Source organism: Roseovarius sp. MS2, assembly GCF_051447875.1.
Classification (GTDB): Bacteria; Pseudomonadota; Alphaproteobacteria; order Rhodobacterales; family Rhodobacteraceae; genus Roseovarius; species Roseovarius mucosus_A.
In genome coordinates this window covers 1,347,924-1,362,482 of record NZ_JBKHVF010000001.1, presented here as the reverse complement: position 1 = coordinate 1,362,482, position 14,559 = coordinate 1,347,924, and the positions used below count along the sequence as shown (strand labels likewise).

The window sequence follows — 14,559 nt, the reverse complement described above, 5'->3', positions numbered from 1 at the left end:
GTCTGGTATCTTTCAACGGTCGACCAAAGTGCCGTTTTGTTGGTAAATCTACCATTCCCTTGATGAAAACAGATTTCGGGCCGCAAGACGGTCCTGAAAAAAGGACGCTGCATGCCGGTATCGTTTCATCATATGGTTGTGTTCTTCTTTATCTGAGTGAACCCACCGACTGAGAGTACATTGATAAAAACGGATATCAAACCGCGTTTCGACGCGACGCCAGACTTCGGAGCTGCGAAGGGCAATGATCCTTTGCGGACCAATACGCGTGCCAAACCGGGGTTTGCGATTACAACGATCTTGCTGAGTCTCGGGGTTGCGACTGTGGTGTTTGCAACGACGGTTTTTATCCTCCCGTCGCTTTGGTGGGCTGTTCTTGCGGCGTATGCAACGCAGGTCAGTTTTATTCTGGTGATGTTTGGCGCGTATTACATGCGCAACGCCGCGCAAGAACCGCAGAGCCCCTATGATGCAGAGCGGTGGGACGGGATCAACGATAGGCTCATTGATACAGAACCGCCCGTTTGGCTGTCATATCAGCCGAAAATGGAGGGTTTGAACCGTGTGCGGCGGGTCGCGGTGAGCGCGGCAAGCGATCGAAATAGCCGAAAATGTTGTGAATGGCTGGCGGAGTATGATTGCGAGGTGCATTTGTGTTCCGACCATGACACATTGATTGGAGACTTGATTGCAAGGCCAGAGCGGTGGTCCTTGCTTGTGCTCGATGTCGACCACATTGGCGGGTCAGACGCTGTTCCACGCGAGTTGGAGTATATCCGCAGCGGTCTTGCACAGGTGCCCGTGATCCTGATGAGCAGCCGGGCCGCGAAGGCAAGGTTGGATGTGTTGGTGCCTCGCAAGCAAAATATGGTGTTGGCTAAGCCTTTCTTTCGCAAGTGTTTGTTTTCGGCTGTTGAAAGGCTGAACCCATCCACGGCACAGGATGGGCATTGAGGCAAGGCCCGCGTCCTGCTAAGGGAATGAGAAGATTATCCCTTCAGGAGGTTTTCATGGCCGAACATGAAAATGGCACCGCACAAGCCGGGCCACAAATGAAAATGAACATCCTATCGCAATTCATTCGCGATATGTCCTTTGAGAATGTGCTTGCACAGCGGGGCACTGGGGGTGAGGTGCAGCCGGATGTGCAGGTGTCGGTCAATCTCGATGCCAAGAAGCGCAGCGTGGAGCATCAATATGAAGTGGTGGTCAAACTGACCATCAACTCGCGCAACAAGGCCGCAAATGAAGTTTTGTTCGTTCTGGAGCTGGAATATGTGGGCGTTTTCCACATCGAAGGCGTGCCGGAAGAGCAGCTGCATCCGTTCCTGTTGATCGAATGTCCGCGGATGGTTTTCCCGTTCATCCGGCGTATCGTCAGCGACATTACGCATGATGGTGGCTTCCCGCCGTTGAACCTTGAAAACATTGATTTCGTTCAGCTTTATCGCAACGAAATTGCGCGCCGTCAGGCGCAAGTGTCTGCGCCCAAGGCTGACGCCTAAGAAAATTTCCGCCAGAGTGCGGCGTCGCCCATCTTGGCCACAAAGGCCTGATGGGCGTCATTCTCTGTGGCTGTCAGACGAGAGGCGAGCGGCGTCGGTCTGGGCTGTGGCCGCCAGTGAGCTGTGTCGGTCGAGCCACCAGATTTTGCGGTTGGCCCCGTGGCCAACACGAAATCGGGTTGGCGACCACCGATCAATTCCAGATAAACCTCTGCCAAAATCTCGGAGTCAAGCAGGGCACCATGCAGGGTGCGGGCGGAATTATCTATTTGAAATCTGCGACATAGCGCATCAAGCGAGGCCGGAGAGCCGGGAAATTTCTTGCGTGCGATGGCGAGGGTATCAACCGCCTGATCCCATGGCAGTTGTGGCAGTTTGAGCCAGCCGAGTTCGGCGTTGAGGAATTTCATATCAAACGCCGCGTTGTGGATGACAAGCCGCGCATCCTGCACGAAATCAAGAAATTCCTGAGCAATTTCAGCGAATAAGGGCTTGTCGCGCAGGAAATCATCGCCAAGGCCATGAACCGCAAAGGCGGCCTCGGGCATGGCGCGCTGCGGGTTGATGTATTTGTGAAAGGTTCGGCCTGTGGGCATGTGGTTGTAGAGCTCTATAGCGCCAATCTCGACGATGCGGTCGCCGGATTCTGGTTCAAAACCAGTGGTTTCCGTGTCGAGAACGATTTCACGCATGGTCTGCCCTTTGTCTTATGTCGCGAAGGATAGATTGGACCTGTTGGCGGGCGGATTCAAGGGTTTCGGTCTCGATCACATAATCGGCGCGGGCGCGTTTTTCGGCATCAGGTATCTGTTTTTCAAGAATATTCTCAAACTGCTCTGGGGTCATGGTGCCACGCTCAAGGACGCGGGCGCGCTGCACTTCGGGGGGGCGCTGACCACGACGGTGTAATCCATGCCACGATCCGCGCCGGTTTCAAAAAGCAGGGGAATATCGAGGACGAGGACGGGCGCGGGATTTGTAAGCTCTGTAAGGTTCTTACGGTGATTATGTACAAAATCCGCACGGTCGCGCGCGACCAGCGGATGCACGATGGATTCGATCTGAGCGAGGGCAGAGGGATCGCGGGACATGATCGCCTTGAGCCGGGCGCGGGAGATGGCCCCGTCCTCGATCGCCTCGGGGAAGGTGGCCGCCATGAGTGCCACGGCGGCACCACCGGGAGCGTAGAGACGATGCACAGCGGCGTCGGCATCCCAGACAGGACACCCCTCTTCGTTAAAGAGGCGGGCGGTGGTTGATTTGCCCATTCCGATGGAACCGGTCAGGCCAATCAGAATGGTCATCGCAAGACTGCGGCGCGGGTGGCGCTATCCACATTGGGGCGGACGCCAAACCAACGCTCGAATGCGGGAACCGCCTGATGCAGAAGCATGCCCAAACCGTCAACGGTGACGCAGCCCATTTTTTCGGCCTCGATCAGGAACTGGGTCTTGAGGGGTGCGTAGACGAGATCTGTGACCAACGCGCCGCGCCGCAAGCCATCAAGCGGCACGCGCAGGGGCGGCTTGCCCAACATACCAAGGGACGTGGTGTTGACGACTGTCGTCGCCTCTTCCAGCATATTGCCGGCCTGCACCCAATCGACCACGGTCAGACGCTTGCCAAATTCAGATTGCAACGCTTCGGCGCGGATGCGGGTGCGGTTGGAAATGAAGATTTCCGGCACGCCAACATCGAGAAGTGACGCCACCACCGCACGCGCAGCACCGCCGGCACCGAGGACAGCAGCGGGGCCCAACTCTGGCTGCCACGTGGGGGCGTTTTGGCGGAGGTTCTGAATGAACCCATAGCCATCGGTGTTATCGGCATGCAGTTTGCCATCCTTGCGGAAAATGAGCGTATTGGCTGCGCCAATCAGAGTGGCGCGATCTGTTACAAGATCGGCCAAGGCCAATGCGCGTTCCTTGTGCGGGACGGTGATATTGACGCCAACGAAGCCCATTTTTGGCAAGGTTTGTAAAACTTCAGCCAGATTATCAGCGCTGACATCCATAGGAATATAATGGCCTGCAATACCGTTGGTCTTGAGCCAGTGCCCATGCAATTGCGGCGATTTCGAATGCGCGATAGGCGATCCAATGACGCCCGCCAGTGGGATTCTGGCAAGGGGCTGTTTGTCATCGCTCATTGTTGCAGGTCTCCTCGGAGGGTGAGAAAGGACAAAAGATCGAGCAGCGGCAAGCCGAGCACCGTAAAATAATCACCATCCACGCGAGAGAACAAGCGCACGCCTTCCGCTTCGAGCTTGTAAGCCCCGACGCTCACGGAAATGTCAGGCCAGTTTCGGGCAAGATACCCCTCGAGCCAGTCGTCAGAAAAGGGGCGGACCGTCATGCGCGCCATACCGATATGACGCCAGAGCGGACGACCCCCCTGACAGATCACCACCGCTGAGAGAAGATCATGGCGTTTGCCACGCATGGCGGAAAGCTGTGCGCGGGCCTGATCCATGGTTTCTGGCTTGGATAAAAGCTCTCCTTCAAGATCGAGGACTTGATCGCAGCCAATGACAAGCGCTGCGGGATGGCGGGCGCTGATCTTGGTGGCCTTGAGCTCTGCCAAAGCATCGGCGATGTCGCGCGGCTTGGCGTCCTCGGCCAGAAGGGCGGCGCGCACGCTTTCTTCGTCGACGCGGGGTGTGACCGCCTCAAAGGTAAGACTGGCGTTTCGCAAGAGGCTCTGGCGGATAGAAGAGCCGGAGGCGAGAATGATGGGGGCGTTCATGTGGATAACCTGCGGAACAACATGCAGGACTGTTTAGGAATAATCCCGGGAGAAATCCATCCCATGCAGCAGAGCGGGGACAACTCTGAATTTCAGGATTGATCTGAGGTGAGTCATCCTCTGTGGGAAAGAACAACTTTGGTGTGAGGACAATGTTTGATTGGCCGAATTATCCCAAGGACACAGCGATACCACAACTTGGGGGAGTTTAATGTAACCTATTGTGGTTATGATATATTTTGACGGTCACTTCGTGAAAACAACAGAGGCTTGAAAAACCGTCAACAGTGTTGTCCCCATGGGGATGATCCTGTGGGTAGCGATTTAATCCACAGTTTCGGCGTGCCCTACTTCACACAACATCCTTTCTTATCTCTTTCTTAATATTTAAGAAGAACAGGGTTGGATCGGAGAATTGCATGAGTGACGTCTTGAGTGTGGCTTATCCTTGGATCAAGGCGCTGCATATTATGTCTGTGATCGCCTGGATGGCGGGGTTGTTCTATCTGCCGCGGCTGTTTGTCTATCACACGGAACAGTCCGAGCCGGGGGATAGCCGGGACAGTGTTTTTCAAGTCATGGAATACAAACTTTTGCGGTATATCATGAAGCCGTCGATGATCGCGACCTGGGGTTTTGGCCTGTTGTTGGTGATGACACCGGGTATTGTCGATTGGGGATCTGCTTGGCCCTATGCAAAATTGGCGGGCGTCGTCGTGATGACGTGGTTTCACATGTGGCTGAGTGCACGGCGCAAGGAATTTGCCCGAGGGGCCAATACGCGCACCGGCAGACAGCATCGGATTATGAATGAGGTGCCGACACTGGCGATGGTGGTGATCGTGCTTGCTGTCGTGGTCAAGTTCTGAGCCGGATTGACGCGGCGGGCCCTCTTGCTTATGTAAGCGCTGGGCCGCTGTTCTGGTGGCTGTCAAATTCCCGTATCTGACCATAGGCCGCATCCGAAATCGGGTGTCACCAGAGGATTTCCCATGTCCGAAGACCGTTTGAACCTGTCCGACCTCAAAGCGCTGAGCGCCAAGGAGTTGTTGACGATCGCCGAAGAGCTGGAAATCGAGAATGCCTCGACCATGCGCAAGGGCGAGATGATGTTCTCGATCCTCAAGGAGCGGGCCGAGGAGGATTGGACGGTTTACGGCGATGGTGTGCTGGAGGTTCTGCAGGACGGGTTTGGATTCCTGCGGTCACCGGAGGCCAATTATCTGCCCGGTCCGGACGATATTTATGTCTCGCCTGACATGATCCGACAGTATTCGTTGCGCACTGGTGATACGATCGAAGGGCAGATGAAGCAGCCTGATGAGACGGAGCGGTATTTTGCGCTAACCTCTGTTACACAGATCAACTTTGAGGACCCTGAGCGGGCGCGGCACAAGATTGCGTTTGATAACCTGACGCCGCTCTATCCTGACGAGCGGTTCAAGATGGAAATCGAAGATCCGACCATCAAGGATCGGTCGGCGCGGATCATCGACCTTGTTGCGCCCATCGGGAAGGGGCAGCGGTCTTTGATTGTGGCGCCGCCGCGCACGGGTAAAACGGTGCTGTTGCAGAATATCGCGCATAGTATCGAGAAAAATCATCCGGAATGCTATCTGATCGTCCTCTTGATCGATGAGCGGCCGGAAGAGGTGACGGATATGCAGCGCTCGGTCAAGGGCGAGGTTGTGAGTTCGACCTTTGACGAGCCTGCGACGCGGCATGTGGCGGTGTCGGAGATGGTGATCGAGAAGGCGAAACGGCTGGTGGAGCATAAGCGGGATGTTGTGATCCTGCTTGATTCGATCACGCGGTTGGGGCGGGCCTATAACACGGTAGTGCCGTCCTCGGGGAAGGTGCTGACCGGGGGTGTGGATGCCAATGCGTTGCAGCGGCCCAAGCGGTTCTTTGGCGCGGCGCGGAATATCGAAGAGGGTGGATCGCTGACGATTATCGCGACGGCCTTGATTGATACGGGCAGCCGGATGGACGAGGTGATCTTTGAAGAATTCAAGGGCACCGGCAACTCTGAGATCGTGTTGGATCGCAAGGTTGCGGATAAGCGGGTGTTCCCGGCGATTGATATTCTCAAGTCTGGGACGCGGAAAGAGGATCTGCTGATCGACAAGGGCGATTTGCAGAAGACATTTGTTCTGCGGCGGATCCTGAATCCGATGGGCACGACCGATGCGGTCGAGTTTCTGTTGTCGAAGCTCAAGCAGACCAAGACGAATTCCGAGTTCTTTGACTCGATGAACACCTGAGGCGGAGCGAAAGCGGAGGTGTCCGGATGGACACGGTTTATGCCTTGGCGACAGCACAGGGGAAGGCGGGTGTTGCGGTTGTCCGGGTTAGCGGGCCGCGCGCGTTTGACGCCTGTCTGCACATCTGTGGTGACGTGCCGGAGCCGCGCAACTCTGTCTTGAGGGTGTTGCGGGATGGGCAGGGCGCGCAGTTGGATCAAGCGCTGGTGCTGACGTTTGCTGAAAAGCAGAGTTTTACCGGCGAAGAGACAGTGGAATTTCATCTTCATGGCAGCGTGGCCGTTGTAGCGGCAGTGCTGGACGTGCTTGGGGGAATTGACGGTCTTCGGTTGGCGGAACCGGGCGAGTTTACCCGCCGGGCCTTGGAAAATAGCCGACTTGATCTGGCGCGGGTTGAGGGGCTGGCTGATCTTATCGATGCGGAGACTGAAGCACAGCGCAAGCAGGCGCTGCGGGTGTTTTCTGGTGCATTGGGCGGGAAATGCGAGGCGTGGCGGGGTCTTTTGCTGCGGGCGGTGGCGCTTTTGGAAGCCACGATTGATTTTGCCGATGAGGAAGTGCCGGTAGACGTTTCGTTTGAGGTGACGGCGCTGGTGAGAGAGGTAGCCGAGGCTCTCGAGCGGGAGATCGCTGGCAGCTGGGTTGGGGAGCGGATCCGTAGTGGATTCGAAGTTGCGATTATCGGGGCACCGAATGTGGGAAAATCCACTCTTCTCAACAGTTTGGCAGGTCGGGAGGCGGCGATTACCTCGGAATATGCCGGGACGACGCGGGATGTGATTGAGGTTCGCATGGATCTGGCCGGGTTGCCGGTGACATTGCTCGATACGGCGGGCCTGCGTGAGACGGTGGATGCCGTGGAGTCCATTGGCATTGCGCGGGCGCGGGCGCGGGCGGATGCCGCTGACTTGCGGGTGTTTCTTGTTGAGGCTGGGGAGAAGCCGGAGATGGACCCCCGTGAGGATGATATCATCCTTTGGGCTAAGGCAGATTTGTTGGGACGTGTTGAGAACGCCATTTCTGGCAAAACGGGTGCTGGTGTGTCGGAGTTGGTAGCGCGGATTGGGCAGGTGTTAAGTAAACGTGTCGCTGGTGCGGGGATTGCAACGCGGGCGCGGCATCGGCAAGCCATGGAGCGCGGATTGGGTGCGCTACAGGCTGCTTTGGAGCTTCTTCCGTATGGGGAGGCATCGGCGGAGGTTGCGGCGGAGGAGCTACGTGCGGCTATCCGAGCGCTTGATTCTCTGGTAGGACGTATTGATGTCGAGATGGTGCTCGATGAAATTTTCGCCAGCTTCTGCTTGGGTAAATGAGAGGTGTTTCACGTGAAACATTTTGACGTCATTGTTATTGGTGGTGGGCATGCTGGCGCGGAGGCCGCGCATGCGGCCGCGCGCATGGGTGTGAGAACCGCGCTGGTGACGTTGAACCGGGCTGGTATCGGGGTGATGTCTTGCAATCCAGCGATTGGGGGGCTTGGCAAGGGCCACCTCGTGCGTGAGATTGACGCTTTGGATGGGGTCATGGGCCGAGTTGCGGACCGTGCGGGCATTCAGTTTCGGTTGTTGAACCGGCGCAAAGGGCCCGCAGTGCAGGGGCCGCGGGCACAGGCCGATCGCAAGATTTACCGCGAAGAGATGCTGCGAGAACTTGAGTCCTGCCCAACCTTGGAAATTGTTGAGGGTGAGGCGGCCGATTTTGTGATGCAAGGCGAGCGCGTCGCCGGTGTGCGTTTGGCGGATGGAAGCGAAATTTCGACATCCGCAGTGGTGCTAACAACCGGGACCTTTTTGCGTGGTGTGATTCACATTGGGGATGAGTCCTATCCGGGGGGCCGTATGGGAGACCGCCCCGCAGTGATGTTGGCAGAGCGTATGGATGGGTTTGGACTGCCGATGGGCCGGCTAAAGACTGGCACGCCGCCCCGGTTAGATGGGAAGACGATTGACTGGTCGCGACTGGAGGAGCAACCGGGGGATGATGACCCGGTGCTGTTTTCGTTTCTGTCCAAGCGCCCAACGGCCCGGCAGGTGTGCTGTGGGATCACGCATACGAATGCACAGACCCATGATATAATTAGGAAAAACCTGGATCGCTCGGCGATGTATGGCGGCCATATAGATGGGATTGGGCCCCGCTATTGCCCGTCGATCGAGGATAAGATCGTACGGTTTTCTGACAAAACCTCGCATCAGGTGTTCTTGGAGCCAGAAAGCTTGTCGGATCACGTGATCTATCCCAACGGGATTTCGACATCGCTACCGGCGGTCGTTCAGGAGGCCTATGTGCGGTCCATTGTTGGGCTGGAGCGGGTCGAGATACTTCAGCCTGGTTATGCGATTGAATATGACTATGTCGACCCTCGCGCGCTTGACAGCCGTCTTGCTGTCAAGGCTGTTCCGGGCCTGTTTTTGGCGGGACAAATCAATGGGACAACTGGATATGAGGAGGCCGCAGCGCAAGGCCTGGTTGCAGGGCTGAATGCGGCGCTAGAGGCGAAAGGACGCGAGCCGGTTCAGTTTAGCCGCACCGATAGTTATATTGGGGTGATGATCGATGATCTGACCACACGGGGTGTGAGTGAGCCCTATCGCATGTTCACCTCGCGCGCAGAGTTCCGTCTTTCGTTGCGTGCGGATAATGCGGATCAGCGCCTTACGCCTCTGGGCCTCGATCTTGGCTGTGTTGGAGATGAACGCCGGGCGGTCTTTGGCGACAAGATGGAGCGTTTGGTTCAAGGAAGACAGCGGTTGGAGGCGACAACTTTTACTCCGCGCCAATTGTCTGAGAGCGGTTTCAAAGTGAACCAGGATGGTGCACGGCGCAGCGCATTTCAGATCCTATCCTTTCCCGATGTTGATTTCTCGGATCTTCTGCGGCTGGATCAGGGCTATTCGGAGATTGATCTGGAGTGTCAGCAGCAGCTTGCGCGTGACGCTCTTTACGCCAGCTATATTGAACGGCAGGCGCGTGATGTGGCGATGATGAAGCGTGATGAAGCGCATGTTATTCCAGAGAATTTTGCTTATCATGGCATTGAGGGTCTATCGAATGAGCTCAAGGGTAAGCTGGCGCAGGTGCAGCCAGAGAATCTTGCTCAGGCGGCACGGATCGAGGGGATGACACCCGCGGCGCTAAGCCTGATTCTTGCAAAACTGCGCCAAGCGGCGCGGGAGAAGATCGCGTGACCGGCTTGCCGGATGTTTCACGTGAAACACAGGCTCGGCTTGAAATTTATGCAGATTTGTTGGTCAAGTGGAACCCGCGCATCAACCTGGTCTCAAGAAAAAGCCTTGATGAGATGTGGACACGGCATTTCGCCGATTCTGCGCAAATTCATGCACTTGCTCCGCCTTCGGTGGATCATTGGGTTGATCTGGGATCAGGGGGCGGCTTTCCAGGCTTGGTGGTTGCGATTTTGGCTCAGGATGGTGGTTCGCCCCGACGGGTGACGTTGATTGAATCGGATGCCCGTAAGGCGGCGTTTCTACGGGTTGTGATTCGAGAGACAGGGCTTAACGCGATGGTTCTCAATGACCGGATTGAAAAGGTCAGACCGCAAGAAGCGGATGTGCTCTCAGCGCGCGCGCTGACGGAGTTAAGTGGGCTTTTGGAGTTTTCCGAGCGCCATTTAGCACAGGATGGTGTTGCACTTTTCCTCAAGGGGGCCCGCTGGGAGAATGAAATGGCCGCAGCCGAAAGGACGTGGTCATTCACCCACCGGCTTGTTAAAAGTGCAACAGAAGATGGATCTGTCATTTTTGCCATCACAGGAGTGTCCCGTGCCTGATCCGACGCGCCCCGAAGGACCGAAGATCATTGCGATTGCCAACCAAAAGGGTGGGGTAGGCAAGACCACGACAACCATTAATCTGGCGGCCGCGCTGGCAGAAACCGGCGTGCGGGTGCTGATCGTTGATCTTGATCCGCAGGGCAACGCCTCGACTGGTCTTGGGCTGGATGTGGCGGCGCGGAAATTTACAGTCTATGATCTTTTGTTGGATGAGGCGCCGCTGGGGGATGTTATTCAGCCGACTGCGCAAGATGGGCTTTCGATCATTCCATCGACGGTCGATCTCTCCTCTGCTGATATCGAGCTGATTGCAAACGAGAAACGCAGTTTCCTGCTGCATGACGCCCTGCGACAGCCTGCGATGGATGCTTATGGGTTTGATTATGTGTTGATTGATTGCCCGCCGTCGCTCAATCTTTTGACGGTGAATGCAATGGTCGCGGCGCATTCGGTTCTTGTGCCCCTGCAGAGCGAGTTTTTTGCGCTTGAGGGCCTGTCGCAGCTTATGTTGACCATTAGAGAGATTCGTCAGACAGCGAATCCGGCGCTGCGGATCGAGGGAGTTGTGCTGACAATGTTTGATTCGCGCAACAACCTCTCTACCCAGGTTGAACAGGACGCACGTGACAATCTTGGGGAGCTGGTCTTTCGTACGCGGATTCCCCGAAATGTTCGTGTAAGCGAGGCGCCGTCTTATGCCATGTCCGTGCTAAGCTATGATCCGCTGTCCAAGGGGGCGCAAGCGTATCGCGAGTTGGCGCAGGAACTGATTGAAAATACGGCGCGAATCGCCGCCTGATCAAAGGGGATCGGCAATGACCAGCAAGAAATCTCAACCACGTGGTCTTGGCCGTGGGCTGTCAGCATTGATGGCGGATGTCACGACAGAGAGCCCGGAACGCCCCACTGATGCGCCGCGGCGTCCGGATCTGATGGTGCCGGTGGAAAAGGTCCGGCCTAACCCGAACCAGCCGCGTCGGGATTTTGATGGTGCGCTTCTCGAGGATCTGGCGCGGTCGATTTCTGAAAAGGGAATCTTGCAGCCCCTGATCGTGCGGCCCGCCCCGGACCGGGATGGGGAATATGAAATCGTGGCCGGCGAGCGCCGGTGGCGTGCGGCTCAGATGGCCAAGTTGCATCAGATTCCGGTTTTGGTGCGTGATTTCAACGATACCGAAGTGCTCGAAGTTGCCATCATCGAGAATATTCAACGCGCCGATCTCAATCCGGTGGAAGAGGCCTTTGGCTATCAGCAATTGATGCAAAAGTTTGGTCATACGCAAGAGCGGCTGGCTGACGCGCTGGGTAAAAGCCGGAGCCATATTGCGAATTCAGTGCGCCTTTTGTCTTTGCCCGATGAGGTTTTGACGTTTCTGCGTGAAGGCAAGCTGTCCTCGGGTCATGCGCGAGCGTTGATTACATTGGACGATCCTGCGGCTATCGCGCGTCAGGTTATCCAGAAATCGCTGTCGGTGCGTGAGACAGAGAAATTGGCTAAGGCTGGAATCGGTAACATCTTTAGCGACACCGGCCGTTCAGCGAAGCCGCGCAAAGAGATCCTCAAGGATGCTGATACTCGGGCGCTGGAGGACGATCTTTCGGCCAGTTTAACCATGAAGGTCGAGATTGAGCATGTTCCCGGTCAGGAGAACGGGAGAATTACGATCCATTACGCCTCGCTTGATCAATTGGATCGCCTGATTGGCATGCTCAGCATTTAATCCGGCAAGAGATCGCGAATCACAGCATTGAGCACCGCCCGTCCTGAACGGGTGGCGCGAAGGCGGTTGTCGTGCGTTTCGATCATCCCGATGGACACCAAATGATCGACAGCGGCGGGGTCAAGAGGTTTGCCTGCGAGCCTTTCGAAACGCGCCGGATCAATTCCATCGGTGATGCGCAGGCCCATTAACAAGTATTCTACGGCCTGATCCGGACCAGACAGGCGCTCGCGTGTCTCAATCACACCGCTGTTTTCCACAGATTCCAGCCATTTGCCCGGTGCCCGATGGGCCTCGGTGGCGTATTTCTGGCCATTGTGCGTGATCCGCCCATGCGCGCCCGGCCCGATGCCGATATAGTCACCATAGCGCCAGTAGATCAGATTGTGCCGCGATTCCGCACCGGCGCGCGCATGGTTCGACACTTCATAGGCTGGCAGGCCAGCAGATGCGCAGATCTCTTGTGTCGTCTCATACATTTCTGCGGCGATATCATCCTCTGGCAACCCGCGCAGCTTGCCCGCTGCGTAGCGATCGCCAAAGGCTGTGCCGGATTCGATGGTAAGCTGGTAGAGCGACAGGTGATCCACCGCCATAGAGAGCGCGCTGCGCAGTTCCGTTTTCCAAGAGTCGAGAGTTTGATCTTGTCGGGCATAGATCAGATCAAAACTGACACGCTCAAAGGTTTCTCTCGCGATATCAAAAGCTTGCCTTGCCTCGGAAACGCTGTGGATACGGCCCAGCCGTTTGAGATCGGCGTCATTCAGGGCCTGAATACCCATAGAAATACGCGAGATGCCCGCCTGTGCGAAGGCGCGAAAGCGCCCGGCCTCGACCGAGCCGGGGTTCGCTTCGAGCGTGATTTCAGGGTCATTCGCCATAGGCCAATGGTGTTTGATCCGCTCAATAATCGCTGCCACCTTTTCCGGAGCCATCAGGCTGGGTGTGCCGCCACCAAAGAACACAGTATTGAGCACACGTCCGGGTAAAAGCGCGGCGTAGCGATCAATCTCGGTGAGATAGGCCGCGCACCAGCGGCTCTGGTCGATGTGGCGCGCGACATGGCTGTTGAAATCGCAATAGGGGCATTTGGCCTCGCAAAAGGGCCAATGCAGATAGAGACCAAAGCCGCCCTGTTGCCAATCCTCAGCCAAAACAGCCTGCGACCAATTTACCAAACGCATCTGCGCGGTGGCTGATCCTGTTCTTCTTTGCGGGCGACATTTCGGCAAAGGTCAGATCGTGACCGAGCGGCTGGAACATCGGATCGTAACCGTGCCCTTCTGCGCCACGTATGGGCCAGACCACCCAGCCCTCGACCGTACCTTCAAAGACCTCGTCGTGCCCATCGGGCCAGGCCAAGACCAATGTGCAACAGAACCGTGCTGTCCAGGGCTGTGGTTCTTTGCTGGCCAACAGCGCCTCATGTGCCCGAGACATCGCTTTGCCAAAATCGCGGCCCGTCTCTGTTTCGGCCCAATCTGCCGTATAGACGCCCGGTGCGCCGTCAAGTGCGTCAATCGCTATCCCGGAGTCGTCCGAGAGTGCGGGCAGGCCTGTGGCCTGCGCCGCGGCATGGGCCTTGATCCGCGCATTGCCGACAAAACTTGTTTCTGTCTCTGCAGGCTCCTGCAACCCCATCGCGGCGGCACCAACCACATCAACGCCGTAGGGCGCCAAAAGCGCCCGAATTTCGTCAAGTTTTCCGGCGTTGTGGGTGGCAACGAGCAACCGGTCGTCGGTGAATTTACGCACCCGTCGCCTCGCGTTGTTTCGCCACCAGCTGGTCAACGCCGAGTTCGGCCAGATCAAGCAGCGCGTTCATCTGATCGCGGCTATAGGTTGCGCCTTCCGCGCTCATCTGCACTTCAATAAGGCGTTTTGTGCCGGTCATGATGAAGTTGCCATCCACTCCGGCCTCGCTATCCTCGGGATAGTCGAGATCGAGCACGGGTTGGCCAGCATAGATGCCACAGGATACGGCTGCGACAGGGTCGATCAGCGGATCGCTAAGCACATCGCCCGCTTTCATCAGCTTTTGCACCGCCAGTTTCAGGGCAACCCAGCCGCCGGTGATCGAGGCGCAGCGGGTGCCGCCATCGGCCTGAATCACATCGCAATCCACCGTGATCTGGCGTTCGCCAAGGGCCACGCGGTCGACGCCGGCGCGCAGGCTGCGGCCGATCAGGCGTTGGATTTCAACGGTGCGCCCGCCCTGTTTGCCTGCCGTCGCCTCGCGGCGCATGCGGCTGCCGGTAGAGCGGGGCAGCATGCCATATTCTGCCGTGACCCAGCCCAGCCCAGAACCTTTGACAAAAGGCGGGACGCGCTCTTCGATAGTGGCGGTGCACAAGACATGCGTATCACCAATCTTGATCAGGCAAGAGCCCTCTGCATGTTTGAGCACCCCTGTTTCGATTGAAACGGAGCGCATTTCGCTTAGATTTCTACCTGACGGCCGCATGGCATGTCCTTTTCCTTGATTGCCCCGAGATATATGGGCAAGCCCTCCTATGGCAACCCCGATTGAC

At 56.9% G+C, this 14,559-nt stretch carries 15 protein-coding genes and 1 pseudogene; 9 read left to right on the top strand and 7 right to left on the bottom strand.

All coding sequences use genetic code 11. From position 1 onward, the window contains the following. Positions 1 to 252: 252 nt before the first annotated feature. Both ACLGGT_RS06725 and secB read left to right on the top strand, forming a co-directional pair. Positions 253 to 954, top strand: a complete 702-nt coding sequence (locus ACLGGT_RS06725) for a hypothetical protein (RefSeq protein WP_237183429.1) — start codon at positions 253 to 255, stop codon at positions 952 to 954. A 56-nt stretch (positions 955 to 1,010) separates the two neighbouring features. Beyond that, a complete protein-coding gene (gene secB, locus ACLGGT_RS06720; protein ID WP_008282757.1) occupies positions 1,011 to 1,505 on the top strand; it encodes a protein-export chaperone SecB in 495 nt (164 codons plus the stop codon). Here the strand turns inward: secB and dnaQ are convergent. The 4 genes and pseudogenes from dnaQ to ACLGGT_RS06700 all read right to left on the bottom strand — a co-directional run bounded on the left by dnaQ (position 1,502) and on the right by ACLGGT_RS06700 (position 4,250). Then, entirely contained in the window at positions 1,502 to 2,197 is a 696-nt protein-coding gene (gene dnaQ, locus ACLGGT_RS06715; protein ID WP_437195390.1) for a DNA polymerase III subunit epsilon, read from the bottom strand. The two genes, secB and dnaQ, sit on opposite strands and share 4 nt — an antisense overlap. Then, positions 2,190 to 2,809 (bottom strand): annotated as a pseudogene (gene coaE / locus ACLGGT_RS06710) (dephospho-CoA kinase). Before coaE ends, dnaQ begins: the two are co-directional and overlap by 8 nt. Beyond that, entirely contained in the window at positions 2,806 to 3,654 is an 849-nt protein-coding gene (locus ACLGGT_RS06705) for a shikimate dehydrogenase (RefSeq protein ID WP_437195389.1), read from the bottom strand. Before ACLGGT_RS06705 ends, coaE begins: the two are co-directional and overlap by 4 nt. After that, positions 3,651 to 4,250 (bottom strand): Maf family protein, encoded by a 600-nt coding sequence (locus ACLGGT_RS06700; protein ID WP_437195388.1) that lies wholly within the window; start codon positions 4,248 to 4,250, stop codon positions 3,651 to 3,653. Before ACLGGT_RS06700 ends, ACLGGT_RS06705 begins: the two co-directional genes overlap by 4 nt. A gap of 419 nt (positions 4,251 to 4,669) precedes the next feature. On the opposite strand from ACLGGT_RS06700, the gene hemJ reads away from it, so the two are divergent. The 7 genes from hemJ to ACLGGT_RS06665 all read left to right on the top strand — a co-directional run bounded on the left by hemJ (position 4,670) and on the right by ACLGGT_RS06665 (position 12,028). Continuing rightward, positions 4,670 to 5,119: a protoporphyrinogen oxidase HemJ gene (gene hemJ, locus ACLGGT_RS06695; protein WP_437195387.1), complete on the top strand. Its 450-nt coding sequence runs from the start codon at positions 4,670 to 4,672 to the stop codon at positions 5,117 to 5,119. 123 nt (positions 5,120 to 5,242) lie between these two features. After that, on the top strand, positions 5,243 to 6,514 hold the full coding sequence (rho, locus tag ACLGGT_RS06690) for a transcription termination factor Rho (protein WP_037298660.1): 1,272 nt from the start codon (positions 5,243 to 5,245) through the stop codon (positions 6,512 to 6,514). A 26-nt stretch (positions 6,515 to 6,540) separates the two neighbouring features. Then, complete coding sequence (gene mnmE / locus ACLGGT_RS06685; RefSeq protein ID WP_437195386.1) at positions 6,541 to 7,827, top strand: tRNA uridine-5-carboxymethylaminomethyl(34) synthesis GTPase MnmE; 1,287 nt, start codon at positions 6,541 to 6,543, stop codon at positions 7,825 to 7,827. 12 nt (positions 7,828 to 7,839) lie between these two features. Next, a complete protein-coding gene (mnmG, locus tag ACLGGT_RS06680) occupies positions 7,840 to 9,702 on the top strand; it encodes a tRNA uridine-5-carboxymethylaminomethyl(34) synthesis enzyme MnmG (protein ID WP_437195385.1) in 1,863 nt (620 codons plus the stop codon). Then, positions 9,699 to 10,304 carry a 16S rRNA (guanine(527)-N(7))-methyltransferase RsmG gene (rsmG, locus tag ACLGGT_RS06675; RefSeq protein ID WP_421999294.1) on the top strand — a complete coding sequence of 202 codons (606 nt, stop codon included), beginning with the start codon at positions 9,699 to 9,701 and terminating at the stop codon, positions 10,302 to 10,304. Before mnmG ends, rsmG begins: the two co-directional genes overlap by 4 nt. Further along, positions 10,297 to 11,106 carry a ParA family protein gene (locus tag ACLGGT_RS06670; RefSeq protein ID WP_151979674.1) on the top strand — a complete coding sequence of 270 codons (810 nt, stop codon included), beginning with the start codon at positions 10,297 to 10,299 and terminating at the stop codon, positions 11,104 to 11,106. The genes rsmG and ACLGGT_RS06670 overlap by 8 nt, the downstream gene beginning before the upstream one ends. Before the next feature lie 16 nt (positions 11,107 to 11,122). Then, a complete protein-coding gene (locus ACLGGT_RS06665) occupies positions 11,123 to 12,028 on the top strand; it encodes a ParB/RepB/Spo0J family partition protein (RefSeq protein ID WP_081507247.1) in 906 nt (301 codons plus the stop codon). On the opposite strand, the gene hemW is transcribed toward ACLGGT_RS06665, so the two are convergent. Genes hemW through rph form a run of 3 tightly spaced genes read right to left on the bottom strand, consistent with a single transcriptional unit; the run spans position 12,025 to position 14,492 of the window. Further along, positions 12,025 to 13,212, bottom strand: coding sequence for a radical SAM family heme chaperone HemW (gene hemW / locus ACLGGT_RS06660; protein ID WP_437195384.1), 1,188 nt, complete (start codon positions 13,210 to 13,212; stop codon positions 12,025 to 12,027). The genes ACLGGT_RS06665 and hemW overlap by 4 nt on opposite strands. Further along, entirely contained in the window at positions 13,175 to 13,783 is a 609-nt protein-coding gene (gene rdgB / locus ACLGGT_RS06655; protein WP_008282744.1) for an RdgB/HAM1 family non-canonical purine NTP pyrophosphatase, read from the bottom strand. The genes hemW and rdgB overlap by 38 nt, the downstream gene beginning before the upstream one ends. After that, a complete protein-coding gene (gene rph, locus ACLGGT_RS06650; protein WP_008282743.1) occupies positions 13,776 to 14,492 on the bottom strand; it encodes a ribonuclease PH in 717 nt (238 codons plus the stop codon). Before rph ends, rdgB begins: the two co-directional genes overlap by 8 nt. Positions 14,493 to 14,559: the final 67 nt, after the last annotated feature.

What these genes read in the sequence shown, in the direction of transcription:
- secB (WP_008282757.1), top strand. Translation starts at nt 1,011, where the DNA reads ATGGCCGAACATGAAAATGGCACCGCACAAGCCGGGCCACAAATGAAA.
- dnaQ (WP_437195390.1), bottom strand. Translation starts at nt 2,197, where the DNA reads ATGCGTGAAATCGTTCTCGACACGGAAACCACTGGTTTTGAACCAGAA.
- ACLGGT_RS06705 (WP_437195389.1), bottom strand. Translation starts at nt 3,654, where the DNA reads ATGAGCGATGACAAACAGCCCCTTGCCAGAATCCCACTGGCGGGCGTC.
- ACLGGT_RS06700 (WP_437195388.1), bottom strand. Translation starts at nt 4,250, where the DNA reads ATGAACGCCCCCATCATTCTCGCCTCCGGCTCTTCTATCCGCCAGAGC.
- hemJ (WP_437195387.1), top strand. Translation starts at nt 4,670, where the DNA reads ATGAGTGACGTCTTGAGTGTGGCTTATCCTTGGATCAAGGCGCTGCAT.
- rho (WP_037298660.1), top strand. Translation starts at nt 5,243, where the DNA reads ATGTCCGAAGACCGTTTGAACCTGTCCGACCTCAAAGCGCTGAGCGCC.
- mnmE (WP_437195386.1), top strand. Translation starts at nt 6,541, where the DNA reads ATGGACACGGTTTATGCCTTGGCGACAGCACAGGGGAAGGCGGGTGTT.
- ACLGGT_RS06665 (WP_081507247.1), top strand. Translation starts at nt 11,123, where the DNA reads ATGACCAGCAAGAAATCTCAACCACGTGGTCTTGGCCGTGGGCTGTCA.
- hemW (WP_437195384.1), bottom strand. Translation starts at nt 13,212, where the DNA reads ATGCGTTTGGTAAATTGGTCGCAGGCTGTTTTGGCTGAGGATTGGCAA.
- rph (WP_008282743.1), bottom strand. Translation starts at nt 14,492, where the DNA reads ATGCGGCCGTCAGGTAGAAATCTAAGCGAAATGCGCTCCGTTTCAATC.